The 24,738-nt window shown below is 62.4% G+C and carries 29 protein-coding genes and 1 riboswitch; of the genes, 14 read left to right on the top strand and 15 right to left on the bottom strand.

Features of this window, described 5'->3' with window-relative positions:
* Position 1 precedes the first annotated feature (1 nt).
* Genes AAFO92_RS16865 through hemF form a run of 3 tightly spaced genes read left to right on the top strand, consistent with a single transcriptional unit; the run spans position 2 to position 2,750 of the window.
* The gene (locus AAFO92_RS16865) at positions 2-997 is read left to right on the top strand and encodes a class I SAM-dependent methyltransferase (RefSeq protein ID WP_347537069.1); all 996 of its coding nucleotides are present in this window, start codon (positions 2-4) and stop codon (positions 995-997) included.
* Between the two features lie 48 nt (positions 998-1,045).
* Positions 1,046-1,846, top strand: a complete 801-nt coding sequence (locus tag AAFO92_RS16860; protein WP_347537067.1) for an SDR family oxidoreductase — start codon at positions 1,046-1,048, stop codon at positions 1,844-1,846.
* Positions 1,847-1,859: 13 nt separating this feature from the next.
* The gene (gene hemF / locus AAFO92_RS16855; RefSeq protein WP_347537065.1) at positions 1,860-2,750 is read left to right on the top strand and encodes an oxygen-dependent coproporphyrinogen oxidase; all 891 of its coding nucleotides are present in this window, start codon (positions 1,860-1,862) and stop codon (positions 2,748-2,750) included.
* Here hemF and nthA read toward each other — a convergent pair whose 3' ends face one another.
* The 7 genes from nthA to purB all read right to left on the bottom strand — a co-directional run bounded on the left by nthA (position 2,751) and on the right by purB (position 7,592).
* Positions 2,751-3,389: a nitrile hydratase subunit alpha gene (gene nthA, locus AAFO92_RS16850; protein WP_347537063.1), complete on the bottom strand. Its 639-nt coding sequence runs from the start codon at positions 3,387-3,389 to the stop codon at positions 2,751-2,753.
* Between the two features lie 4 nt (positions 3,390-3,393).
* Entirely contained in the window at positions 3,394-3,657 is a 264-nt protein-coding gene (locus AAFO92_RS16845) for an SH3-like domain-containing protein (RefSeq protein ID WP_347537061.1), read from the bottom strand.
* Positions 3,650-3,991 (bottom strand): ScnB-like protein, encoded by a 342-nt coding sequence (locus tag AAFO92_RS16840; RefSeq protein WP_347537059.1) that lies wholly within the window; start codon positions 3,989-3,991, stop codon positions 3,650-3,652. The genes AAFO92_RS16845 and AAFO92_RS16840 overlap by 8 nt, the downstream gene beginning before the upstream one ends.
* A gap of 225 nt (positions 3,992-4,216) precedes the next feature.
* Complete coding sequence (locus AAFO92_RS16835) at positions 4,217-5,287, bottom strand: FliG C-terminal domain-containing protein (RefSeq protein ID WP_347537329.1); 1,071 nt, start codon at positions 5,285-5,287, stop codon at positions 4,217-4,219.
* Positions 5,288-5,418: 131 nt separating this feature from the next.
* Positions 5,419-5,583, bottom strand: coding sequence for a carbohydrate-binding module family 14 protein (locus AAFO92_RS16830; protein ID WP_347537057.1), 165 nt, complete (start codon positions 5,581-5,583; stop codon positions 5,419-5,421).
* 87 nt (positions 5,584-5,670) lie between these two features.
* Entirely contained in the window at positions 5,671-6,204 is a 534-nt protein-coding gene (locus AAFO92_RS16825; RefSeq protein ID WP_347537055.1) for a tetratricopeptide repeat protein, read from the bottom strand.
* 80 nt (positions 6,205-6,284) lie between these two features.
* Entirely contained in the window at positions 6,285-7,592 is a 1,308-nt protein-coding gene (purB, locus tag AAFO92_RS16820; protein WP_347537053.1) for an adenylosuccinate lyase, read from the bottom strand.
* A gap of 112 nt (positions 7,593-7,704) precedes the next feature.
* Between purB and AAFO92_RS16815 the strand changes: the two genes are divergently transcribed.
* From AAFO92_RS16815 to dtd, 10 genes are all read left to right on the top strand, one after another.
* Positions 7,705-8,118, top strand: a complete 414-nt coding sequence (locus AAFO92_RS16815) for a DUF6314 family protein (protein ID WP_347537052.1) — start codon at positions 7,705-7,707, stop codon at positions 8,116-8,118.
* Positions 8,119-8,221: 103 nt separating this feature from the next.
* On the top strand, positions 8,222-9,040 hold the full coding sequence (locus AAFO92_RS16810) for a TerC family protein (protein ID WP_347537051.1): 819 nt from the start codon (positions 8,222-8,224) through the stop codon (positions 9,038-9,040).
* Positions 9,041-9,628: 588 nt separating this feature from the next.
* Positions 9,629-10,531 (top strand): 5-bromo-4-chloroindolyl phosphate hydrolysis family protein, encoded by a 903-nt coding sequence (locus AAFO92_RS16805; RefSeq protein WP_347537050.1) that lies wholly within the window; start codon positions 9,629-9,631, stop codon positions 10,529-10,531.
* Between the two features lie 17 nt (positions 10,532-10,548).
* A complete protein-coding gene (locus AAFO92_RS16800; RefSeq protein WP_347537049.1) occupies positions 10,549-11,748 on the top strand; it encodes a toxic anion resistance protein in 1,200 nt (399 codons plus the stop codon).
* Positions 11,749-11,794: 46 nt separating this feature from the next.
* A complete protein-coding gene (locus tag AAFO92_RS16795) occupies positions 11,795-12,706 on the top strand; it encodes a DUF2927 domain-containing protein (protein WP_347537047.1) in 912 nt (303 codons plus the stop codon).
* A 20-nt stretch (positions 12,707-12,726) separates the two neighbouring features.
* On the top strand, positions 12,727-13,881 hold the full coding sequence (locus AAFO92_RS16790; protein ID WP_347537046.1) for an SPFH domain-containing protein: 1,155 nt from the start codon (positions 12,727-12,729) through the stop codon (positions 13,879-13,881).
* A gap of 33 nt (positions 13,882-13,914) precedes the next feature.
* Positions 13,915-14,319 (top strand): RidA family protein, encoded by a 405-nt coding sequence (locus AAFO92_RS16785; protein WP_347537044.1) that lies wholly within the window; start codon positions 13,915-13,917, stop codon positions 14,317-14,319.
* Between the two features lie 8 nt (positions 14,320-14,327).
* Positions 14,328-15,422, top strand: coding sequence for a TFIIB-type zinc finger domain-containing protein (locus AAFO92_RS16780; protein ID WP_347537042.1), 1,095 nt, complete (start codon positions 14,328-14,330; stop codon positions 15,420-15,422).
* Positions 15,397-16,098: a nitroreductase gene (locus AAFO92_RS16775; RefSeq protein WP_347537040.1), complete on the top strand. Its 702-nt coding sequence runs from the start codon at positions 15,397-15,399 to the stop codon at positions 16,096-16,098. Before AAFO92_RS16780 ends, AAFO92_RS16775 begins: the two co-directional genes overlap by 26 nt.
* A 16-nt stretch (positions 16,099-16,114) precedes the next feature.
* On the top strand, positions 16,115-16,552 hold the full coding sequence (gene dtd / locus AAFO92_RS16770) for a D-aminoacyl-tRNA deacylase (protein WP_347537038.1): 438 nt from the start codon (positions 16,115-16,117) through the stop codon (positions 16,550-16,552).
* A 5-nt stretch (positions 16,553-16,557) separates the two neighbouring features.
* Here the strand turns inward: dtd and AAFO92_RS16765 are convergent, their stop codons facing one another.
* The 4 genes from AAFO92_RS16765 to thiB form a co-directional block, all read right to left on the bottom strand.
* On the bottom strand, positions 16,558-17,271 hold the full coding sequence (locus AAFO92_RS16765) for a tRNA (guanine(46)-N(7))-methyltransferase TrmB (RefSeq protein WP_347537036.1): 714 nt from the start codon (positions 17,269-17,271) through the stop codon (positions 16,558-16,560).
* 221 nt (positions 17,272-17,492) lie between these two features.
* Positions 17,493-18,185 (bottom strand): ATP-binding cassette domain-containing protein, encoded by a 693-nt coding sequence (locus AAFO92_RS16760; RefSeq protein ID WP_347537034.1) that lies wholly within the window; start codon positions 18,183-18,185, stop codon positions 17,493-17,495.
* A complete protein-coding gene (locus AAFO92_RS16755; protein WP_347537032.1) occupies positions 18,172-19,719 on the bottom strand; it encodes a thiamine/thiamine pyrophosphate ABC transporter permease ThiP in 1,548 nt (515 codons plus the stop codon). The genes AAFO92_RS16760 and AAFO92_RS16755 overlap by 14 nt, the downstream gene beginning before the upstream one ends.
* On the bottom strand, positions 19,695-20,675 hold the full coding sequence (thiB, locus tag AAFO92_RS16750; protein ID WP_347537030.1) for a thiamine ABC transporter substrate binding subunit: 981 nt from the start codon (positions 20,673-20,675) through the stop codon (positions 19,695-19,697). Before thiB ends, AAFO92_RS16755 begins: the two co-directional genes overlap by 25 nt.
* Positions 20,676-20,713: 38 nt before the next feature.
* Positions 20,714-20,819: riboswitch (TPP riboswitch) on the bottom strand.
* 99 nt (positions 20,820-20,918) lie between these two features.
* On the opposite strand from thiB, the gene AAFO92_RS16745 reads away from it, so the two are divergent.
* Positions 20,919-21,155: a hypothetical protein gene (locus AAFO92_RS16745; RefSeq protein ID WP_347537029.1), complete on the top strand. Its 237-nt coding sequence runs from the start codon at positions 20,919-20,921 to the stop codon at positions 21,153-21,155.
* A gap of 43 nt (positions 21,156-21,198) precedes the next feature.
* Here the strand turns inward: AAFO92_RS16745 and AAFO92_RS16740 are convergent, their stop codons facing one another.
* The 4 genes from AAFO92_RS16740 to AAFO92_RS16725 all read right to left on the bottom strand — a co-directional run bounded on the left by AAFO92_RS16740 (position 21,199) and on the right by AAFO92_RS16725 (position 24,403).
* Positions 21,199-22,014, bottom strand: a complete 816-nt coding sequence (locus tag AAFO92_RS16740; RefSeq protein ID WP_347537027.1) for a polyhydroxybutyrate depolymerase — start codon at positions 22,012-22,014, stop codon at positions 21,199-21,201.
* Complete coding sequence (locus tag AAFO92_RS16735; RefSeq protein ID WP_347537025.1) at positions 22,014-22,808, bottom strand: alpha/beta fold hydrolase; 795 nt, start codon at positions 22,806-22,808, stop codon at positions 22,014-22,016. The genes AAFO92_RS16740 and AAFO92_RS16735 overlap by 1 nt, the downstream gene beginning before the upstream one ends.
* A gap of 72 nt (positions 22,809-22,880) precedes the next feature.
* Positions 22,881-23,294, bottom strand: a complete 414-nt coding sequence (locus AAFO92_RS16730) for a cupin domain-containing protein (protein ID WP_347537023.1) — start codon at positions 23,292-23,294, stop codon at positions 22,881-22,883.
* A gap of 194 nt (positions 23,295-23,488) precedes the next feature.
* Positions 23,489-24,403: a LysR family transcriptional regulator gene (locus tag AAFO92_RS16725; RefSeq protein WP_347537022.1), complete on the bottom strand. Its 915-nt coding sequence runs from the start codon at positions 24,401-24,403 to the stop codon at positions 23,489-23,491.
* Positions 24,404-24,738 lie beyond the last annotated feature (335 nt).

Here is a 24,738-nt window from a genome sequence, read left to right as displayed (position 1 = left end):
CTTGTCCGCTTCCCGCCTGTCCCTGGCCCTGGAAAGCGGTGAGGTCACGCTGCCCGAAACCGGGCGCGTTGCCGTCTTTGCCCCCCGTGCCGGTCTGCATGACCTGTCGCCCCTGCCGCAGGACCGGCTGCACGTGCTGACCGGGTTCAAACCGGATGTGGATCACTTCGCCGCGCAGGGCCTGCACTGTTCCACCCAGCCCGAAGGACGCTATTCCGCATCGCTGGTGTTCCTGCCGCGGGCGAAACTTCTGGCGCATGGGCTGATCGCCCGCGCCGCGCAGGTCACGGATGGGCCGGTCATTGTTGACGGCGCCAAGACCAACGGTGTCGAATCCGTTCTGAAGGCGTGCCGCAAGCGTGCGCAGGTGGCGGCCCCATTGTCCAAGGCGCATGGCAAGCTGTTCCAGATCTCGGTGCAGGCCGATTTCGATGACTGGATGATCGGCGATCCGCAGGAGATCGACGAAGGCTTCGTGACCCAGCCGGGCGTGTTTTCCGCCGATGGGATCGACCCCGGCTCGCGCCTGCTGGCAGATACGCTGCCTGACCGGCTGGGGGCGCATGTTGCAGATCTGGGCGGCGGATGGGGCTATCTGAGCGCGCGGCTGCTTGAACGTGACAGCATCTCGCATCTCGACCTGGTCGAAGCCGATCACGCCGCCCTGGAATGCGCCCGGAAAAACGTGACCGATCCGCGCCTGAGGCTGCACTGGGACGATGCCACCCGGTGGCGGCCCGATGAGGGACTGCTGGATAGCGTCGTCAGCAATCCCCCTTTCCACACCGACCGAAATGCCGACCCGGCCCTGGGCCGCGCTTTCATCTGCGCCGCGGCGGCAATGCTGAAACCGTCCGGCCAGTTGTGGCTGGTGGCCAACCGCCACCTGCCCTATGAGGCCGATCTGAACCGGCTCTTCACCACTGTATCCGAGGCGGCAGGCGACAACAGGTTCAAAATCCTGCACGCGCAGCGGCCGTCTCGCACGGCGCGTTGAATTCGCATAGCCTGCCACAGGCAGAATCACCTCTGAAAGGTCCCGCCCATGTCATTCTCGATTTCCGGCAAAACCGCGATTGTCACCGGCGGGGCCAATGGCATCGGCCTCGCCGTCGGCCGTCATTTCGCCAACAAGGGCGCGAATGTGATGTTTGCGGATATGGACGAAAAGCAGCTGAAAAAGGAAATCGGCAAGAACGAAGAAGGCAGCAATATCAGGTATTTCGCAGGTGATCTGCGTGAAAAGCTGACCCAGGCGAACCTCTTGTCCGCCACGATCGACGCCTTCGACCAGGTCGACATCCTGGTCAATGCCTCGCGCCAGGTCGTCACCTCGGACCCGCTGAACCCGGATGATGATGCGATGGTCATGCTGCTGAACCAGAACCTGATAACCGCCCTGCGCCTGTCGCAGCTTGTTGCCCGGCGGATGATAAAGCAGGCCGAGGACCAGGAAGAGGGCGCAACCGGCACGATCATCAACCTGTCGTCGATCGCCGCGCGTCGCACCCACCCCGATCTGCTGGCCTTTTCGGTATCGTCCGCCGCGTTGGATCAGATGACCCGCAGCCTTGCCGTGGCCCTGGCGCCGCACCGCATCCGGGTGAACGCGCTGGCCTTCGGGTCCGTCATGAGCGCATCGCTGAAGGATACGCTGCGCGAACAGCAAGAATACCGCGGAGAGATCGAGGACAACACGCCGCTTGGACGCATCGCCTCGCCCGCGGAGCTTGCCGAGGCCGCGCAATACCTGGCCTGCGAAGCTTCGGGATTCATGACAGGGCAGATCATGACAGTTGATGGCGGGCGCACGCTGCTTGATGCCGTCGGCGCTCCGGCCCATTGATCGGACGCGCGTCATGACCACGGATTTCAACGCCGAAAAACGCGAGGCCGCCGCCTGGTTCCGCAGCCTGCGCGATCAGATCGTGGCCGCATTCGAAGGGCTGGAGGAAAGCCACGCCGATGGCCCGCTGTCCGACATGCCACCCGCCACATTCGAGCTGCGCGAGACCAGGCGCCATTCGGACGACGGTAGCGACGCCGGCGGCGGCCTGATGAGCGTGATGCGGGGCGGACGGGTCTTTGAGAAGGTCGGTGTCAATGTGTCCAAGGTCTACGGCACACTTGGCGAAGCCGCGCAGAAATCAATGGCCGCTCGCGGGGTGCCGGGCATCGCCGATGATCCGCGTTTCTGGGCCTCGGGCATCTCGCTGGTCGCGCATATGCAGAACCCGCACGTGCCGGCGGTACATATGAATACCCGGATGTTCTGGACGCCACGGGCCTGGTGGTTCGGTGGCGGATCCGACTTGAACCCCTGTATCGAATACCAGGAGGACACGGCGCATTTTCACGCCACGCAGCGCGCCTATCTTGATCCGCACGGGCCGGATCATTACCCGCGCCTCAAGGCCTGGGCGGACGAATATTTCTACATACCGCACCGTGGCCGCGCCCGGGGTGTCGGCGGTATTTTCATGGACGATCACAACAGCGGTGACTGGCAAGCGGATTTCGCGCTGACCCGGGACATTGGCCGCGCCTTCCTGCCGGCGTTCGTGCCGCTGGTGGAAAGACGCCGCACGCAGGACTGGACGGACAAGGACAAGGATACCCAGTTGATCCATCGCGGTCTTTATGCCGAATACAACCTGGTCTATGACCGCGGCACCAAATTCGGGCTGGCCACCGGGCATGACGCCAACGCGGTGCTCATGAGCTTGCCACCTTTGGCGAAATGGGTGTGATTACAAAGGCTTGCGCGGCAACCCCATTCCGATCATCGAATCGCGCGTGACCAGTTCGGCCAATGCGCCCTGATCCAGTTGATCGGTACCATCGGGCCGCGCGGGCAGCACGATATAGCGCATATCGGCCGTGCTGTCATGCACGCGCACCTGTACGTTGTCCGGCAGGGTGACCCCGAATTCGCGCAGCACCGCGCGCGGTTCGCGTACGGCGCGGCTTCGGTATTCACGGGTCTTGTACCAATCGGGCGGCAGGCCCAGCAGGTTGCGCGGGTAGCACGAGCACAGGGTACAGACGATCAGGTTATGCACGGTGTCGGTATTTTCGACCGCGATCAGGTTGAGCGGACCGATATCGAACCCCATTTCCCGGCTCGCGGCGCTGGCATCTGCCAGCAGGCGCGACTTGAATTCGGGGTCGGTCCAGGCGCGCGCCACAACCGCGGCGCCGTTCGCCGGGCTGCGGGCATCCATCGCGTCGATCTGGGTGCTGATTTCGGCAGGCGTGACAACACCCTTTTCGATCAACAGCTCGCGCACCGCGATTTCCATGCGCTGCCAATAGGTCAGCGGGCCGTCATTGTCGGGGCGATAGGGGTGGCCCGACGGGCTCAGATGGTCATGATGGTCATGCGGCATCGGGCTACACCTTCTCCAGCCAGTGGTCGTAGATCTCGGCATCCACCGTGTCTTCCGGTGTCTCGGCACCATCGCCCCAAAGCTCGGCCATGGTAAAGCGCACGCGGTATAGCTGCTTCTTCTCGGCCGCGTGCCCGTAGGCCAGCTGCTCCGGGTTGCCAAACGTGCCCAGCGCGCGTTCGATGATGCCGGTCTTGCCCCGCAGATAAGCCGGCGCGCGGACATGTCCGGGCGGCATCATCGCCTTGACGCGCACCCGCTCAGCCATCACGCTGCGCCGCGCCATAGGTCGCGCCACGGTCGGCGACCTCGTCCATCTTCCGGCCAAGCTCTTCGAGCGAATAGGTACCGGCCTCGATCAGGTTCTGGTTCACCGAAGCGATCCAGCGCTCGTAGTAACTGTGTTTTTCAAACGCGTCTTCGCCCATGTCTTCGAGGGCCCGGCGCAGGCCATCAACGGTGAACAGGCCCTTGCCGCCACACAGTACCATCAAGGCATCGACGCGCTTTTCCCAAAGGGCGAAATCATGCCCCTCCTGCGGGATCTCACCGGCGCTCTGCCCACCCATATCATGCCAGCGGCGTCCATCAGTATCGCTCATGGCGGCAAGCCTATGCCGCCGCCCCGAAGCTGTCCACCGGTTTCGACGCCGGTGCGCCGGACACAGAACACATTGTCGAGAGGTGCGCCCGTCGTGAGGAAAGAGGCGCTGAATCCAGTGCCCTTTCCCGCTACCAGGCAACCTTTACGAACGCCGAACGGCCGATCGCCCGGATCGAGATACCGGTGCCCAACCTGAGATGGGATCGCGGCGGCGCGACAATCGCTATTCGTCTTCGCCCTCGCTTTCGGGCAGGATCAGGGTGATTTCGCCGCTGGCTTCCAGCTTTCTGATCGCATTGACGACTTCTGTCATTGCCTCTTCGGCATCCTTCGGCTTGACCGCCCCCAGCTCTTCCATCTCTTCGCGAATGCCGTCGCCCATGCGTTTCGACATGTTATCCAGAAGAAACTCCGCCGCGGCGGCCAGATCGCCTTCGGTGGCAGAGGCCAGCGCCATGACCAGGACCGCCTGCTCCACCTCGCGGGTGATCTTGGGCACATCGGTCGGGTTCAGACGCTCGGGGATATTGGCAAAGGTAAAGATCGCCTTGCGGACACGGGCGGCGAAATCCTGATCGGTTTCGTCAAGCCCTACAAGCACGTCATCGCGGGTCGCCGCCGCGGAATAGTTGAGGATCTCCCCCACCCGTTGCTCGGGCCCGCTGTCGAACGCGGTCTCGGGCACCTCGTGCAGCTGTGCGGCCAGCGCCAGGCCGATCCGATCCACCGCGTCCGGCGTTACCGCGCCTGTCTGGGACACCGCGTAGGTGATGCGCCGCGCCTTGTCGCCCGGCAGCTTGCCCAGCAATGCCGCCGCCTGCGCCACTTCGAGCTTGGACAGCACCACCGCCGCAATCTCGATGCTTTCCTTTTCGATGATCGGGACCAGGTTGGTGATGCCGGCGTTGCAAATCTGCTCCCACGGGTCACCGAACTGACGAACGCCTGCCTCTTTGCGCAGCCTAGCGGCGGTCTGCGGGCTGATCTTCCCGTCGAGCGCAGTCAGCGCCCCGGCCACGCCGCGCGGGAAGGTCAGGCCCATCGCCTCAAGCTCTCCGGCGAATTCCGCCACCACATCCGCCAGCGTCGAACGGTCCACATAGCGCATGGTCCCCATCTGGGTGGTCAGCGTCGCCTGCAGCGGCTCCGGCAGATCGGTCAACGGCACCTCTGCCCCCTCGTTGAGCAGGAAACGCACTACGATGGCGGCCTTTTGCTTGCGCGTCAGCCGCGCCGATGTCGCGCCAGAGGCAGACGGTGGCGACAGTTGCGCAAGCGGTGTCATATCGTTCATCATTTCCCTCATTCCTGGCTCTGCGCCGAGAATAGGCCGGGAAGGATGAAAATTTATCTAAGAACAGACGGAGAATACGATCGGTCTGGCACGCCAGCCCAACCTTGGCCAATTCGCCGAATTCGATCGGTTTAGCTGGTGGTTAGCGGTACGCAACTCTGGCTTTGCGCGTCCCAGACAGTGCCTTCGCCACAAGACATGACCTGCTTGCCATGGCCAAGACCACACCCCGGTCCGGCGAGGGCAGCCGTACCAAGTGTCATCACGACAGCGGCAATCGCGATTTTCAGCTTCATCTCTGATCTCCTGCTGGTTCTCGGGAGATGATAGCACAAATGCCCGCGATCGCCGACCATAATTGGATGCAGCCGTGCCCGGCATCCTCAGTAGGTGTAGGTAACACCCGTCGTGAGCGCCTGGTAAAGCGACGCATGAGCCCAGCTTTCCTTGCCGCCGGCATCGACGATGGCCCGCAATTGCCGGCGCGCGCCGACAAGATCACCCTGCTCCACCAGCGCCTGCCCCATGTAGGACCGCGCAAGGATATTTTGCGGATTAGTCGCGATGGCCTTGCGATAATACCACATCCCGGTGGCGACATCGCCCATTTTGCGGTGGGTGAAGCCCCAGTAGGTCAACACGCGGTCATCGGCCTGGTCCGACATCGCGGCCAGTGCCGCCTGTGCATGTTCGTACTGCCCCGCATAGGCAAATTCCCGGACGGCACCGTAAAGCGTATCGTCATCCAGAACGTCGTTACGGGCCTGTACGCAGGATTTGCTGCCCTTGTCCCAGACCTTGCCATCGGTGCATTTCTTGGTCGTTTCCGTCGGTTTGGGGGCCGAAGACCCGCCACCCCCGGCGGCCAAGGCCATGGCGGGGGCAAGAATGGCTGCGAAAACGATGGTACGAAACATGCGGCAACTCCTGTCTGGCGCAATTCAATCAGAAACGATCAGACAGGACGATCGCGCAGCAGACAAATCACAAGCGCGTGTCAGCCCTGGCCAAAGACCCGCGCAAAGATCGTGTCGACATGCTTGGTGTGATAGCCCAGGTCGAACTTTTCCTCGATCTCTTCGGGGCTCAGCGCGGCGGTGACGTCGGGGTCTGCCAGCAGTTCCTCTTTGAAATCGGTGCGGTGTTCCCAGACTTTCAGCGCATTGCGCTGCACCATGGCATAGGCATCTTCGCGACTGACCCCTACTTGGGTCAGTGCCAGCAGAACCCGCTGGCTCATCACCAGGCCGGGGAACTTGTTCATGTTCTCGATCATGTTCTCGGGGAAAATCAGCATCTTGTCGACCACGCCCGTCAGCCGGGCCAGGGCGAAATCCAGCGTGATTGTGGCGTCCGGCCCGATCATGCGTTCGACAGACGAGTGCGAGATATCGCGCTCGTGCCAGAGCGCCACGTTTTCCATCGCCGGGATCACCGCCGCGCGCACCATGCGCGCCAGCCCGGTCAGGTTCTCGGTCAGCACCGGGTTTTTCTTGTGCGGCATCGCCGAGGAGCCTTTTTGCCCCATCGAGAAGAACTCGGCCCCCTCCAGCACCTCGGTCCGCTGCATGTGGCGAATTTCAATGGCGATGTTCTCGATACTGCTGGCGATGACGCCAAGCGTGGCAAAGAACGCCGCATGACGGTCGCGCGGAATGACCTGTGTGCTGATCGGTTCGGGCACCAGACCCAGCTGGTCGCAGACATGTTCCTCGACGGCCGGATCAATATTGGCAAACGTCCCCACGGCCCCGGAAATCGCGCCGGTGGCGATCTCGACGCGCGCATCGCGCATCCGCGACAGGTTGCGGTCCATCTCGGCGTAGAAGCGGGCAAAGGTCAGGCCCATGGTGGTCGGCTCGGCGTGGATGCCGTGGCTGCGGCCGATACGGATGGTATCCTTGTGTTCAATCGCGCGACGTTTCAGAGCGGCCAGCAGACCTTCGAGATCGGCGATCAGCAGATCGGCGGCGCGGGTCAGCTGCACGTTGAAACAGGTGTCCAGCACATCCGAGCTGGTCATGCCCTGATGCACGAAACGCGCCTCTTCGCTGCCGACATGTTCGGCCAGGTGGGTCAGGAAGGCGATAACGTCATGCTTGGTGACGGCTTCGATCTCGTCAATGCGGGCCACGTCGAATTCCACGTCCCTGGCCTTCCATACGGCCTCGGCATTCTCGCGCGGGATCACACCCAGATCGGCCATGGCATCGCAGGCATGGGCCTCGATCTCATACCAGATGCGGAACTTGGTCTCGGGCGACCAGATGGCAACCATGTCGGGGCGGGAATAGCGGGAAATCATGTAGCGGTCCTTACGCGATGCGACTATCGTTGCGCGCGGTTTAGACCGACCGCGCCACAGCGGCAAGGCAGGAGCAGCGAGATGGGACAGTTTGACCGAACCGAGAGCGCGCATGGCTGACCGGCCCGAACGCGGTCTCGCCGAATTCGAGGGCAAATACCGGCTGGTCCGTCAGATCACCCATGCCGACGCCCCGCCGGCAAGCTTCACCGGCACAGCCGTCTGGGCACCGCGTGGCGCGGGGCTAAGCTATCACGAGGCAGGGCTGTTGACGATCCGCGGACACCAGCCGATGGCATCCGAACGGACGTATTTCTGGGCGCCTGGGCTCAGGGTCTATTTCGACGACGGGCGGTTTTTTCACCAGGTCCCGGCGTCGGGCGGTACGGCGTCGCATTGGTGCGATCCGGATCGCTACACCGCCACCTACCACTTCGACGGCTGGCCGGATTTTCAGGTTGAGTGGCGCGTCACGGGACCGGCCAAGGATTACCGGATGCGGTCCCGCTACACCCGTACCGACTGAAAATCGCGACGCGCGGCACCGCGCGGTCCTTTCGTTTTGTTTTTGCGGCCTTGGCGCGCTATAGCAGCCCGAAACCGGTTCAAACGTGCGAGGAACAGACCAAATGGCCGACCTTCTGACAGTGGAAAACCTGGGCAACCTGCTGATGTTGTGCTTCTTGCAGGCGGTTCTGGGGTTCGACAACCTGCTCTATATCTCCATCGAAAGCCAGCGCGCGCCCGTCGCGCAGCAACAGGCCGTGCGTCGCTGGGGCATCGTGATCGCGGTGGCACTGCGGGTTATCCTGCTCTTCGCGATGATCCAGCTGATCGACGCCATGGCAGAGCCGTTTTTCGTGTTTGACAGCCCCGGCCTGATCGAAGGAGGCGTCAACTTCGCCACCTGTGTCTTTGTGCTGGGCGGGATCTTCATCATGTATACCGCGGTCAAGGAGATCGGTCACATGCTGACGATCGAACATCTCGACACCGACGTTGAATCGAAATCCGGCAAGTCGGCCGCTCAGGTGGTCATGCTGATCGTGCTCATGAACCTGATCTTCTCGTTCGACTCGGTGCTGTCGGCGCTGGCCATTACCGATGTCTTCCCGATCCTGGCGACCGCGATCATCCTGTCGGGTCTGGCGATGCTGTTGCTGGCCGATGGCGTCACCCGCTTTCTCGAGAAGAACCGCATGTACGAGGTTCTGGGCCTCTTTATCCTGCTGATCGTGGGCGTGGTCCTTCTGGGGGAGGCCGGACAGGCCGCCGCCCATGCCATGCATGACGAATCCCTGGCGCTGAAATTCTTCGGCTACGAGGTGGTGCCGATGTCCAAGACCACTTTCTACTTCTCGGTGGTGGTGCTGGTCGCGGTCGAAGTCATCCAATCCGGCTATACCCGCAAGCTGAACGCGGAACGCCGCACCGCCGCGCGCCATTGAGCGGTGTCCCTTTACCCCTCTTGGGCGGCCCCATGCGGCCGCCTGAGAGGCTGCGTGAAGTCTGAGTTCGAGAATATCCGGAGTGCGGACCGGAGCCGCCGTTGACGCTTTCGTTTCAAGCCGCGCATTGCCGACGCGCGCGGTGGCGATCCAACAGAAATTCTGAGCCGTTTATCCCAGCCAAGTCCTGGAAACTTCACTCCATTGCGCCTGCCTCAGCCAAATTGCCGCCGCATGGGAGCGCGCCGGCAATGCGCTGCGCCCTTCGGGCTTGGTTCAGCGCGGGGCGCCTATCGAATGCCTTGTTTGGGCTCAGAGCGGAAGCTCGAAGCACACGGTTATTGATCAGATCTTGGCATGCGGGAGCGACCAGTGGACAAGCCACGCGACCGCCGCAAAAACCTCTGGCGCATTGGTGATGAGCCGCGCACGGGAATCTTCCCCCTAGTAAGCCGCACCGGCATCCCCTAGGTTTGTCATGACTTGAGAATACCGGGGATTTCGATGACCGAGACAGGCTTGCAAAAACTTGCATTCTTCCTGCTTGTGCTGCTGATCCTCTTTGTCTCGGTGTCGGGGGGCGTGTAGATGGCGCAACGCTATGGCGGCAAATACAGCCCCGATGGCGGCCCGCCCGGAACGGCCCCCCGTGGCGCGTTCCAGGGGGCCAGGCGCACCCGCGCCGGCGGCCGGGTCAACCTGCTGTTTCTGGCGCCTTTGCCGCTGATCTGGCAGGCCTTCGCCAGCGGGCCCGTGGGGCTAGCGCTGAACCTTCTGGCGCTTGGCACATTGCTGATGGCAGCCTGGATGACCCGCGAAGGCATTCTGGCACAGGAAGCCTATGAGGCGCGCAAGGTCGCCCGCCGCCCCGGATTCCCGCGCAAGATGGCGGGCTCGGTGCTGACCGGGCTGGGCCTGGCACTTGCCGGGTTTGCCGCCGGCGGCGGGATCGTTGCACCGGTAATCTATGGGGTGCTCGGCACGGTCTTGCACGGTCTTGCCTTCGGTCTCGACCCGATGAAGGACAAGGGCCTTGAAGGGGTCGACCAGTTCCAGACCGACCGCGTCGCGCGCGCGGTGGAAAAGGCCGAAACCCACCTGGCCGCGATGTCCGATGCGATCAGGCGCGCCGGTGATCGCCAGGCCGAGGCGCGGGTAGAGCGGTTTCAGGTCAGCGTGCGCGACATGCTGCGTACCGTCGAAGACGACCCGCGCGACCTGACGGCAGCGCGCAAGTACATGGGCATCTACCTGGTGGGCGCACGCGACGCGACCGCGAAATTCGCCGATATTTACGCCCGCTCCCGCAGCGCGGCGGCGAAATCCGACTACATGATGCTGCTAACCGATCTGGAAGAGAATTTCGTGGCCAAGACGCAAAAGCTGCTGGCCGACAATCGTACTGATCTGGAAATCGAAATCGACGTGCTGCGCGACCGCTTGCGGCGCGAGGGTATCCGCCCCGAGATCCAGTCGGATCAACAGGATTAACAGGTAGAGGGGAAGTCATGACCGAGAATATCCGCCAACAGGCCGAGGCCACGCTGGCCGAAGTGGAGAAAGTCAGCGCCGTTATCCTGCCCGAACCCACTGACGCAAACACCATCGTCCCGCTCAGGGACGCCGACAAGCCCCTGGGCGCCGAGATCAAGAAACGCATGGCCGAGATCGACATGAGCGACACGCAGTCCATCGTCTCCTTCGGCTCGAACGCGCAGGCCGAACTGCAGGAAATCTCGCAGTCCATGCTGCAGGGGGTGCGCAACAAGGATGTCGGCCCCGCGGGCGACAGCCTGCGCGGCATCGTCACCACGATCCGCGGCTTTTCCGTCTCAGAGCTGGATGTGCGCCGCAAACGCACCTGGTGGGAACGCCTGCTTGGCCGCGCCGCGCCCTTCGCCAATTTCACCGCCCGGTTCGAAAAGGTCCAGGGCCAGATCGACAAGATCACCGAGGATCTTCTGGGCCATGAGCACACGTTGCTCAAGGACATCAAATCGCTCGATATCCTCTATGAAAAAACGCTCAGCTTCTACGATGAGCTGGCGCTTTATATCGCGGCGGGCGAGGAGAAACTGAACGTTCTCGACACAAAGGACATCCCCAAGGCCGAAGCAGCCGTGGAAAAGGCCGCCGAGGCCAAGCAGGTGATGAAGGCGCAGGAACTGCGCGATCTGCGAGCCGCACGAGACGACCTGGAACGCCGGGTGCATGACCTGAAACTGACCCGGCAGGTCACGATGCAGTCCCTGCCCTCGATCCGGCTGGTACAGGAAAACGACAAGAGCCTGGTGACCAAGATCAACTCGACACTGGTCAACACGGTGCCGCTCTGGGAAACGCAGCTGGCGCAGGCGGTCACCATCCAGCGTTCCGCCGATGCCGCGGCGGCCGTCCGGGACGCCAATGACCTGACCAACGAGTTGCTGACCGCAAATGCCCGCAACCTGCGCGAATCGAACAAGATGATCCGCGAGGAAATGGAGCGTGGTGTCTTCGACATCGAGGCCGTGAAACAGGCCAATGCCGACCTGATCGGCACGATCGAGGAAAGCCTGGCGATCGCCGACGAGGGCAAGGCCCGCCGCGCCGCCGCCGAAGAGGAACTGAAGAAGATGGAGACGGAGCTGCGCGATACGCTGGCAGCGGCCAAATCCCGGCGCGACGGGGTTGGTGACAACGCCGGCACCGCGGTGCCCGGGGCCTGACACCCCGGTGCGGTGGCGCGGGGTCGTATCAGGGGCAGTTCTTGGATTGGGTCTTGGGGCCCTGGCGGGGTGTGACCTTGCCCCGCTGGAGCCAACGGAGAAGCCCCGCGCACGCCCGTCGGGGCTGGCGGTGCAGGCCGTTCCGTCAGCGCCGTCAGCGCGCAGCCTGGCGATGGCGCAGTTCTACGGCAGGATGCAGGCCGATCTGCTGGCGCAGGGCCTGCTGCGCACCGGCGGAGGCGGGGTGGATACGCCCTATACCGATACCGATCTGATCCGCAATTTCGAACGTATCGCCTTTTACGATGAATATGCCCGCGATCAGGGTCTGAAAAAGTCCGATGGAAAATCCGGCCGGCTGCGCAAGTGGAAAGGGCCGGTGCGGATGGGGATGGAATTTGGCGCCTCGGTACCGCAGGAACAGCGCGCCACGGACACGGCGCTTGTCACCCGGTATGCCGCCCGCCTGGCCCGCATTACCGGCCACCCCGTCTCGGTCAATGCGCGCAATCCCAACTTCTATGTTTTTGTCATGGGCGAGGATGACCACGAATTCGCCCGCCGACGTGCCGCGCAGATCATTCCCAGCATCAGCCAGGCCTCGCTGGACTTCTTCGGCGCTCTGCCCCGGTCGATCCTGTGTTTCGTGATCACCGCCGGGTCGGAAAAGGATTACGAATACACCCGCGCCATCGCCTTCATCCGGGCCGAACACCCGGCCCTGATGCGCCAGTCCTGCGTGCACGAAGAGCTGGCCCAGGGATTGGGCCTGGCCAATGACAGCCCCACGGCACGGCCCTCGATCTTTAACGACGACGACGAGTTCGCCCTGCTCACCACCCATGACGAGGAACTGCTGCGCGTGCTCTACAACCCGGCGCTGCGGCCCGGCATGACCGCCGACGAAGCGCGGCCGATATTCCGCCGGCTGTTTACCGGCCAGAGCGGACCAAGCTGACGACAAAGGAGACCTGAAAGATGGGTATTTTCGATTTTCTGACTGGCGAGTTCATCGACGTCATCCATTGGGTGGACGACACCCGCGACACGATGGTCTGGCGGTTCGAACGCGAGGGGCACGAGATCAAATACGGCGCCAAGCTGACCGTGCGCGAAGGTCAGGCGGCGGTCTTCGTGCACGAAGGGCAACTGGCCGATGTATTCACCCCCGGCCTTTATATGCTGGAGACCAACAACATGCCGGTGCTGACCACGATCATGCACTGGGATCACGGCTTCAAGAGCCCCTTCAAATCCGAGATCTATTTCGTCAACACCACGCGTTTCAACGACCTGAAATGGGGCACCAAGAACCCGATCATGCTGCGCGACCCGGAATTCGGCCCGACCCGCCTGCGCGCCTTTGGCACTTACTCGGTGCGTGTCAGCGACCCGGCGAAATTCCTGGTCGAGATCGTCGGCACCGATGGCGAATTCACCATGGACGAGATCAGCTATCAGATCCGCAACATCATCGTGCAGGAGTTTTCCCGCGTAATCGCCTCGTCGGGCATCCCGGTGCTGGACATGGCCGCCAACACCGCCGATCTGGGCAAGCTGGTCGCCGCCGCCATCAGCGGCACGATCGCGGAATACGGTCTGTCGATCCCCGAGCTCTATATCGAGAACATCTCGCTGCCGCCGGCTGTCGAGGCGGCGCTGGACAAGCGCACCTCCTCAGGTATCGCTGGCGATCTGGGCCGCTTTACCGAATACTCCGCCGCCGAGGCGATGACCGAGGCCGCCCGCAACCCCAATGGCGGCGGCATGGGCGCCGGTCTTGGCATGGGGATGGGCATGGCAATGGCGCAAGCCGGGATGCAGCACGGCCCGTGGGGGGCACGCCCTGCCACCTCGCAGGCCGGCACATCGCCGCAAACGGTACTGGTCCCGACCCATCACGCCCCCCCGCCGCCGCTGCCGCCGGTCGAACATGTCTGGCATATCGCCGAAAACGGTCAGTCCCACGGCCCCTATTCCAGGGCCCGGCTGGGCCAGATGGCCAGCGAAGGCAAGCTGACTCGCGACACGCTGGTCTGGACCGCCGGGCAGGATGGCTGGCAACGCGCCGAGGACGTGCAGGAACTGGCGCAGCTTTTCACCGTGATGCCGCCACCGCCACCCGGCGCCTGACACCTTTCCGACCACCATAGGGAACGTAACGCCATGAGCTATGACCGTGAGTTGATTTCAAACGGAAACCCGATGGAGCGGACCGTCGGGTTCAGCCGCGCGGTCCGCGTCGGCCCGTTCATCTCGGTCGGCGGGACCGCCCCTGTTGATCCGGACGGGAACACGGTTGGCATCGGCGACGTAGCCGCGCAGACCCGGCAATGTATCGAAATCATCAAGGCCGCGCTTGAACAGGCGGGCTCGGGGCTGCAAGACGTCGTCCGAACCCGGGTCATTCTGACCGATATCGACAACTGGAAAGCGGCGATAGACGTGCGCAAGGAATATTTCACCGATGTCAGACCCGTCGATACGATCATGGCGGTCGACCGTTTCGTGAATCCCGACTGGCTGGTCGAACTCGAAGCGGACGCGATCATCGGTGACTGGAACGGGTGACACCGGCGATGACCGTTGAACACCGATTTCCCTGCGACAATTGCGGCGCCGATTTCCGGTTTGATCCGGGCGCGGCGCAACTGGTCTGCGATCACTGCGGCAACAGCGCACAGATCGAACACGCGGTGACCTCGGCGGCGCCCATCCAGGAGTTGGACCTGCACCGCGCGCTGGAAAGCCGGCTGCCGGAGCAGGAGATCGAGGAGACCCGCGTGCTGCAGTGCCCGAATTGCGCGGCCCAGGTTGAATATGACTCGGATCTGCACGCCACCGAATGCCCGTTCTGCGCCACACCGGTCGTCACCGATACCGGCACGCATCGGCATATCAAACCGCGCGGGCTTCTGCCCTTCGCGCTGCAGGAAAGCGCCGCGCGAAAGGCGATGACGGACTGGCTCGGGAACCTGTGGTTCGCCCCTTCGGGACTGCAGGAATTTGCCCGCAAGGGCCGGAAGATGCAGGGGATCTACGTCCCATACTGGACCTTTGACGCGAATACCGAGTCCGCCTACCGGGGCGAGCGCGGCACGGTGTATTACGAAACCCGGACGGTCATGAGCGACGGCAAGCGCAAGAACATCCGCGTGGCCAAGGTCCGCTGGCGCCCGGTCCGCGGCCGCGTTTCGCGGTTCTTCGATGACGTGCTGGTGCTGGCCGCACGGTCTCTGCCGAAACGTTTCACCGACGCGCTGGAGCCCTGGGATCTGGCCGCGCTGGAACCCTATCGGCCTGAATACCTGGCCGGTTTCCGGGCCGAAGGCTACACTGTCGCGCTTGAAGACGGCTTTGCCGAGGCGCGCCGGCACATGGACCGGGTCATTTCCCGCGACGTGAAGTTCGACATCGGCGGCGATCGTCAGCGTATTCACGACATCCAGACACGGATGAACGATGTGACCTTCAAGCACATCCTGCTGCCGGTCTGGCTGGCCGCCTACAAATACCGCGGCAAAACCTACCGCTTTGTCGTCAATGGCCGCACCGGCCGGGTCCAGGGCGAGCGGCCCTATTCGGCCATCAAAATCGCCGCGGCGGTCATTCTGGGGGCCCTGTTGGCCGGTGCGGTCGGGTATTTTTATGCGAAAAACCAAGGAGCTATCTGACGTGACCGTGGATTTCGACGCATTGGAGCGACTGCTCTCGACCCGCTACAGCTGTCGCGGCTTCCGCCCCGATCCGGTCCCTCGCGACGTGATCGAACAGATCGTCACTGCCGCCGGTCGCGCACCATCATGGTGCAACGCCCAACCCTGGCAGGTGGTCATCACGACCGGAGAGGAAACCGAACGCTTCCGCAATTCCCTGCTGGACACCGTAGACCGGGAAAAACCCGCGCCGGACATGCCCTGGCCCGAAAGTTACCCGGGCGCCACGGGTGATCGCCGCCGCACCTGCGGTTACCAGCTCTATCATGCGGTGGGCATTGCCCGCGACGACCACGCCGCGCGCGCCGGGCAAAGCCGCGAGAACTTCCGCCTGTTCGGCGCTCCGCATGTGGCGATCGTAAGTTCCGAGGCCGCGTTGGGCCCCTATGGCGCGCTTGATTGCGGTGGTTTCGTCACCGCCTTCATGCTGGCCGCGACCTCCCTGGGATTGGCAAGCATCGCGCAGGCCTCCGTGGCGGCCTACCCCGAGATGATCCGCGCGCATTTCGGCCTTGCGGCCAGCCGGACGATCCTCTGTGCGATTTCCTTTGGCTACCCCGACCCGAACCACCCGGCCAACCGGCTTCGCACCGAGCGCGCCGAAATTTCCGAAATCTGCGATTTCCGCAGCTGACCTGAGAGAACCCCGGATGCGCGCACTTATTCAACGAGTCTCTCATGCCAGCGTCGCGGTTGACGGCACACGGATCGGCCAGACCGGCGCCGGACTGCTGATCCTGATCTGCGCCATGCAGGGCGATTCCGAGGCCGAGGCCGACCAACTGGCCGCCAAGATCGCAAAACTTCGTATTTTCAAGGATGAGGCCGGCAAGATGAACCTGTCGGTGCGCGACATTGACGGCAGCGCCCTCGTGGTCAGCCAGTTTACCCTGGCCGCCGATACCTCCCGCGGCAATCGCCCCGGCTTTTCCGCCGCCGCCAGCCCGGATGAAGGAGAGCGCCTTTACCGGTATTTCGCCCAACAGCTGGCGGCGCAGGGCGTACCCGTCGAGACCGGCGCATTCGGCGCCGACATGAAAGTCGAACTGCTGAATGACGGGCCAGTGACCATCTGGATGGAGGCGTGATCGGCTCAGGTCTTGCGAAATGTCAGGTAATGCGGGGTACGACCCTCGCGCAGGGCCTTCTGTTCGTAACGGGTCGAAGGCCAGTCATCCCACGGCACGCGCCAGTCGGCGGGGCGCTCGGCCAGCCATTCGAACCCGTGGCGCGGCACCTGCTCAAGCGTCTGGCGTACGTAATCCGGAATATCCGTCGCCACGCGAAAAATACTGCCTGGTTTCATCACCCGTGCCAGCGGTTCCAGATGCTCGGGCGTCACGAAACGGCGGCGGTGGTGGCGTTTCTTGGGCCATGGATCGGGATAGAGCAAGAACGCCCTTGAGATGGCATTGTCGCCAAGCACGTCGAACATGTTGCGCACATCGCCGGGATAGACCGCCAGGTTTTCGACCTGTGCCTCGCGTATTTTCCCCAACAGCATCGCCACGCCGTTGATGTATGGCTCGCATCCGATGATGCCGGCCTCCGGGTTTCGCGCCGCCTGATGCACCATGTGTTCGCCACCGCCAAACCCGATTTCCAGCCAGATGTCGCGATTGCCGAAACAGGCCTCCAGGTCGATCGGTTTCCGCTCCGGGTTCTCTTCCCAGCCGACGGGGCCCGGCGACAACCCGGCCAGGTCCTCGTTCAGAAATGCCTCCTGCGACTTGCGCAGCCCCTTTCCCTTGAAACGGCCGTAGAAATTGCGCCATGGCGCACCAGAGGGATGGGTCTTGGACGTCATGGCGGCTCACATGCCCCAGATCGGGGCCCAACTGCAATCCCTAATCGACCGCTCCACCGGTCAGGGCTGCGCGCAAGCTCCACTTCCTCGCGCCAATCCCGAGGAGGACGTCAAGGGCGTTCGACGAGAGACCCTGCGCGCCGCAAGGCGCTCAATCGGATTGCGCAGACCTGCATCAGGCGGGTCGCACCGGCCATCGCCCTTCCGCGATGCGCAATCGCTTATCCCAGGTAATCGCGCAGAACCGGCGGGGGCTTGTCCAGCAGTTCAGATGTGGCCTTGGGCGGCAACGCCGTGTTCTGTGCCACGAGGATCGCGTGTTCGCAGATGCGCCGTGCGTCGGCAGGATCATGGCTGACCATCATCAGCGTCGAACCGCTCTCGGCCACCAGTTCCTGCACAAGGTCCAGCATCTCGGCCTTCAACGACGGCCCAAGCGCGGCAAAGGGCTCATCCAGCAACAACAGGTCGCGCCGCTGCACCAGAACGCGGGCCAGTGCCACGCGGCTCTGCTGCCCGCCGGAAAGCGCGGCGGGCTTGCGCGCCTCCATACCGGACAGCCCCACCCGGGCCAGCGCCGCCTTGGCCTCTGCCTCATCCTGCGCCGACAGCCGGCCATTGGGCCGCAATCCCAGCCCGACATTCTGCATGGCGGTCAGATGCGGGAAGAGATTACCGTCCTGAAACAGCATTGCCACGGGGCGCCTGCCCGGCGGCAGCTCGGTCAGATCGGCGGCGCCCCACCTGAGGCGCCCCCGCACCAGCGGGCGGAAACCCGCAATTGCCTCCAGCAGGGTGGATTTACCGGCCCCCGACGGGCCGATCACGGCCACGCTGTCACCCGCGGCCACGCCCAGGTCCGCGTGCAGTGTGAAATCACCGTTTCCGATCACGCAATCCTCAAGCTTCAGCATGCCAGCGGCCTCCCCTGTCCAGCAGCCAGAATGCCCCCATGGACAGCACCAGCAACAGCAACGCCGCCGCCTGTGCCGCCTGCATCTGGTAGGCCCCCATCAGGCGATAGATCTGTAGCGGTAGCGTCGCGATCTCGGCATCGGCAAACAGCGCGATAACCCCCAGATCGCCCATCGACAGGGCCGCACCAAGCCCTGCGGCAAACCTGATCTGCGGGCGCATCCGTGGCACCAACACGCGCGCAAAGAATGCCCCGTCCCGCATATCAAGCGACAGCGCAAGGCGACCGTAACGCGCCACGTTCTGCCGGGCGGCAGGCACCAGGATGCGCAGTGCAAAGGGCAAAGCCATCACCGCGTTGACCAGTGCCGTGACCGGCAGCGCCAGCGTGGTCGGGTCGGCCAGCGGGCGGATCAGGACAAACAGCCCCGTACCGATCACCAGCGGCGACGCCGCAAGCCCCAGAATGCCGCTTAGTTCCACCAGCCCCCTGCGCCCGGTCGCGATTGCGGCGGCCATCGGCAGGGCCAGCATCAGCAGAAGCAGCGTACTGGCAGCGGCCACCACCACCGACACCAGCGCCGCGCGCAGCACCACCGCGGGCATCTGGAACAGGCCCGCCGCGCCCGAGGCCATGATCGCAGCCAGTGGCAGCAGCAGGAAGGCTGCGGCCAGCGCAATCCAGAGCGTATCGGCCAGCGGCGCGCCGGCATCCCAACGGCGGATTGGCCGGTCCAGCCCGGTACCGAAACCGCCGCCACGCGCCAGCCTGAGCGCCGCGATCCCGGCCAGCACCGTCAGCACCAGTTGCAGCGCCGACAGCATTGCCGCGCGCCCGAGGTCGAAATCATAGGTAAAGGCCTGGTAGATCCCCAGCTCGATCGTCGTCGCCCGCGGCCCGCCGCCCAGGGTCAGTGCCACGGCGAAACTGGTCAGGCAAAGCGCAAAGATCACCGCCAGCGCGCCGGGCACCACGCGCGCCAGCATCGGCGCCTCGATCAGCCGAAAGACGGCACGCCCGTCGCAGCCCAGCTGTGCCGCCAGCCGGAACTGTTCGGACGGAACCTCTTGCCATGCCTGCAGGATCAGCCGCGTGGCCAGGGGCAGGTTGAAGAAGACATGCGCCAGCACCACGCCGTGCAACCCGTAGATGCGGATGGGCGGCAGGCCGGCCAGCCCCAGCAGGTCGGAAATCCATCCCGCGCGGCCAAAGACCTGCAACAGGCCCAGGATGGCCACGATCACCGGCAGGATGAACGGCGCCCCCAGCAGGGCAATCAACACGCGCCGCCCGTGGAACCGGCGGCGCGCAAGTGCACGCGCCACGGGTATGGCAAGCGCGACGCTGAGCGCGGCCGACAGAACCGCCTGGGTCAGCGTGAACCGCAGCGCCGCCCAGTCTGCAGGGCCAAACCCCCGCCCGGTTTCGGCGCGCAACGCCACGGCGACCAGCGTACCAAGGATCAGCACGGCGACCAGAGCCGCCGCGATGACCCCGGGCCACGGGTTTACTGGCTGAGCGCGCCCAACCATTCGCCAAGCGCCTCGTCACGGGTTGCCGCCGCCTCTTCGGGGGTCAGCAACAGGGCTTTTTCAGGCGTGACCAACATGTCGAATCCGGCGGGCAGCCCATCGGCAGGCATCACCGCGGGATACATCCAGTTGGTTGTCGGAATGATCGACTGGAACGCGTCCGACACCATGAAGGCCAGGAACTGGTCGGCCAATTCAACCTGATCCGAGCCGGCCAGCTTGGCCGCCACCTCGACCTGCATGTAATGACCTTCGTCAAAGACGGCGGCGGCCTTGCTGTCATCCTCTTCGGCGATCAGGTGGTAGGCGGGCGAGGTCGTGTAGCTCAGCACCATATCGGCCTCGCCGTCCAGGAACAGGCCGTAGGCTTCGGACCAGCCCTTGGTCACGGTCACGATGTTGTCCGACAGATCGGCCCAGATTTCCGGGGCCGCATCGCCGTAGGCCGCCTTGACCCACATCAGCAGCCCCAGGCCGGGCGTCGACGAGCGCGGATCCTGGATGAGGATCTTGGTATCGCTTGCCGCAAGGTCGCGGAAGTTGCCCGGCACCTCGGCACCCGCGTTATGCACAAACGCGAAATACCCCCAATCATAGGGAACAAAATGGTCATCTGCCCAGGCGACCGGCAGCGCGTAATCGGCTTCGACGTCATGGGCGGCGAACAGACCGGTTTCCCGGGCCGCAATCAGCAGGTTTGTATCCAGGCCCAGCACGATATCGGCGTCGGAGCCGGCCCCCTCCAGCCGGATGCGCGACAGAAGCGCCGCGCCGTCCTCGACCCCGACAAGCTTGAGGTCGCAATCGCAGGTCTTCTCGAACGCCTCTTCGACCTGCGGGCCCGGGCCCCAATCGGAAACGAAGCTGTCATAGGTATAGACGGTCAGTTCGGGTTTATCGGCGGCGACGGCCGATGTCGCACTCAGAATTCCCGCAGCAATAAGCAGATGTTTCATGTCATCCTCCAATTGGCTCGCGAGAGGGTAAGGATGGATGAAACCGGTGCCCCCTTCCCTCCGCCGGTTCTAGCCGGTTCAGGTTCAACGGGTTCGCCGAAATGGCATCTCAGCACGGTCGTCCATGCACCCCGAGGTAGGGTTGGTGATAGGAGAATACGGGCAGCAGCACAACCGCATTTGTTTGTGCCTGAAGGCTGCAGCGATGGGAGTGGGCAAATTTTGGTGGCCAGGCGGCTATTGTTGGAGAACTACTTCCTGCCCGGTGACCTGGAACGTCAGATCGGGGCTCTCGTCGCCCCCGACGGCAACCAACGATACCACGAGAGTATCGGCAACCTGGCACCCGCCGTTGTTCATCATGGCCGGGGCGCGAAAATCCTGAAGATTCGCGAGGAGATCAAGAAACAGAAATCGAACCAGAGCCTCCGCTACGAAACAGCCAAAGCATTCCGAAAAACTCTGACGACGGACGGATGAACGGCCAGGGTGCTGAACGACCTGTCCAGCTTTGTTGTCGTGATCACAGCGTGCCTGTTTTCTGGAGCATCTGCCACGCGCTGCGGAGATGTTGGGCCTTGAACGAGTGGCCACCCGAGAACTGGCAGAAGCTGAGTAGCAGACCATCGCTGTTTCGGCGATTTCTGCATTTAAGATCACCCTCAATAGAATCTGTTGCTACGTCAAAGGCACCGAAGCGTGCGTACATCTCCAATGTCTGAGCCACATCTCCCTGATGCGTGTCCATTACCTTTCGACCTTTCAGCGGGACGATTTTGTCGTCGTCGCCGTGGATATGAACGATGCTTTTAGGTGGAGTTGCGCAATCCGAAGGCGCGCCCCGCCAGAAGGTTCCAGCAATCGGGATAAATGCAGCGAATTGGTGGCTCCGATAACATGCCAGGTTCCAAACCATCATCCCACCGGCCGAAAACCCGGACGCGACCAATCTGTTCGGGTCGATAGGGAAACGGGTCGTCATATCCTTAATCGCGGCGTCGAAATATGCGAGCTCATCAACATCATCCAGAGTAACCTCCGATGGCGCACCCGGAATTGACCAATCCTTGGCGGCCGATTGGACCGCGACAATTGCCACACCAAGGTCGTCTGCGATCTGCAAAAGTGATTGGTTCCGTAACGTGCCCTTCGCAGATCCACCAAATCCGTGGGCGAACACAATGGCTCCGACCCGTTCGTCCGCGGGTTCACGGGCTGGCATATAAATCCGATAGTGTCGATCGCCGATGACGCAATCGCTATCCTGCCCACAAGCCAATGCTGGCCGAACACCGATGCCGCTCAACGACAAAGCCACGAAAAGCCACAGGAATCTCATCACACGAATTCTCCGATACTCTTGTAATAGCCCTTCACCAGTGCGTTTGTTGCACTGGGATTTTCCCACGCCGGAAACCCGCCGCTCTTCTCAACCAGGGCCCGCCTGCATCGCGGCAGACATTCGTCGAGCTCGTGGGCTGTTTCCAGAAACCCCGCATGATCAAAGGCACCGTTGTATACCAGGGTTGGAATGGTCAATTGCGCAAGACTTTCCGAAACATCGATCGGTTGAGCCGGCAGAGACGTATCGGTCCAGGGCACGGCCGAAAACTCAAAAACGATCTTTTTGAGTGCCTCTGCCCGGGTTCGTTGGGGATGTGCTCGTATATAGTCGAACCAGCATGACTCCTGCCACCAAAATTCGAGAGCTGCGTGCGGTGATCCGGATTTCGCCAATTCACATACTTTCGAAAGCGTCCTCAAAACAACGTCCGGATTCCTGCCGGGAATGACAGGGGCTTCCAAAACCAGAGATCGAAACAGGCTTGGGTGTTCCACGGCAAGCGCAAGACCGACACCCGCGCCGGTATGGGAGCCCCAAAAGTGGGCCTGCTCGACACCGTGTGATGCAAGGGTTCCCGCAACATGTTCGGCATATTCAACTGGCCCATAGGGCCCACTGAGCGTCGAGGACAATCCATGACCGGGCAGATCTATGAGCAACAATCTGAACTCACTTTGAAATGTCTCGATCTGTGCTTCAAAGACGCGATGATCGTGACTGGTTCCATGAACCATGACCAGCCAGGGTTTGCGCTGAGCGGAACCGTCAATGAGCAATGCAGAGGCCATACCTATACCCAAGCCTGAGGCACCGTGGCGTTTGACGGATCGCCAAACGCCACGGCCCCAAGAAACGCCGAGTTACTCAACAGGAACGATGTCAAGAACGAAGAAGATCGCTTCGTCGCCCTCGTTCTTGATCCAATGGTCGGTGCCTTGGTCTTCCAGCACCGCCTGGCCGGGAGATACGATACGTCCGGTTTCATCGTCGGCGCCTTGAAACTCGCGAACTGCATTGCCTTTCACAACGTAATATGCGCCTGGGCGCGTGTCGTGACGGTGAAAAGCAACCACGCCACCGGTCTCAACGACCACTTGCCGTACACGAAGCTGATAGCCATCCATTGCCGGGATCTGGGCACCCAATTCGAGCGCGGCCCTGCCATAGACCGATACGCCTTGATGTTCGGTTGGCGGCTCAGCTGCAAACGCAAGACCAGATCCGACCAGTGACGCCGCAACTGATACTGTGGCGAGTTTCACAAACTTGTTCATCTGATTACTCCATAAGGTTTCGTTACGCGCCGGCCGGGCTGACCCGAATAAAAGCCAACGAACCCGTTGCGTCAAAATCGAATACCTAAGCAGGCAGATGAGTTTTTCTCAGGTAGGTCGGTGCACAAGGCACCGTCCGCGACCGGAGCAGGCCCAAATCAAGCATCGTTTGGAATAAGGTGGCCGACCGCTGTTCAATGCGCCTGCAAAATTGACCCGAGCCAGTCATGGAAAATCGCAACTCGGCCGTCATGCCGTTCCGGAAGATGAACGGTGTAGTAGGTCAATCCGGGGAGCGCCGTGTCGGACACATATTGCAGTTTCTTCTTTCGGATATGTGCGGCCGCGATAACCGTACTTGCAAGCACGATGCCCTGACCGGCCAGTGCCGCTTCAATCGCATGGCTTTCCTCGCTCAGCTTGATGTGCTGCGCCTTCGACAGGCAGGTATGGTCTGAGCCGCCTTCAATCGCGGTCGCGCGCCATTTCTCCCAGGTTGGTTCCGCTTTGTGAGGGGATTTCCATCGATAACTGATCAGCGGCAGAGAAAAGAGGTCGATACACTCGCTGCGCATGCCGTTATTTTTTAAAGCCAACGAAGGTACTGCTGTCGGGCGAAATTCATCATTGCAAATCTCGCGCCACACCATGCTGTTGCCGGGTTTCGCGGCGTAGCGCACCGCGACATCAACCCGCTCCGCGGCCAGATCGACCGGGTGATCGGAGGCATGAATCTCAAGTTCAATATCGGGAAACTCCTGAGACCAATCCGCAAGCCGCGGCAACAGAACGTTGGACGCAAATGCCACCGTCGTCGACACCCGAAGCGTACTCGTATCGGGTGTTTCTGTAATATCGGCGACAACTTGAGCAAGCTGATCGAGCGCAGTGCGAACAGTTGGAAATAGACGTTCGCCCGCCTCTGTCAGCGAGATCGGCCTTGGGTTGCGAACGAATAGCGTCCGTCCGACCGTATCTTCCAATAGCTTGATCTGGTGTGAAATTGCAGTTGGCGTGACACCTAATTCACCCGCAGCCGCGTTAAAGCTGAGGTGTCTTGCAGCGGCTTCAAATGCGCGCAAAGCGTTTAGCGGCGGGAGCCTTCTCATCGGTCAGTTCAATCCGTTTCGAGAAGCTCTACGGCACCTCTCAGAATACGCAAATCACGTGCGATAACTTGATCTTGAAAACACCGACATTCCCTGGCTGAGCAGACAAGCAAGGCGCAAGTCTTGCGACGCGCTACCCGTCAATGAAATCGACGGAGACGACGTCGTGATCGTCTCGGAAATCGATCCCAACGCCAGGGCAAGGCGCTTGCGTTAGTGGCTTACGATAGATGTACCGGTGCAGCGGTCTATGACGTCCTACCCGGTTCGTAGAGGATTAGGGTCAGGATACATAACCAGTAAGTGACGAGAACTGCGAGGGCGTTGACTGACAA

It is taken from the genome of Roseovarius sp. CAU 1744 (assembly GCF_039839345.1).
Taxonomy (GTDB): domain Bacteria; phylum Pseudomonadota; class Alphaproteobacteria; order Rhodobacterales; family Rhodobacteraceae; genus Roseovarius.
This window is presented reverse-complemented; position numbering and strand designations above follow the sequence as displayed.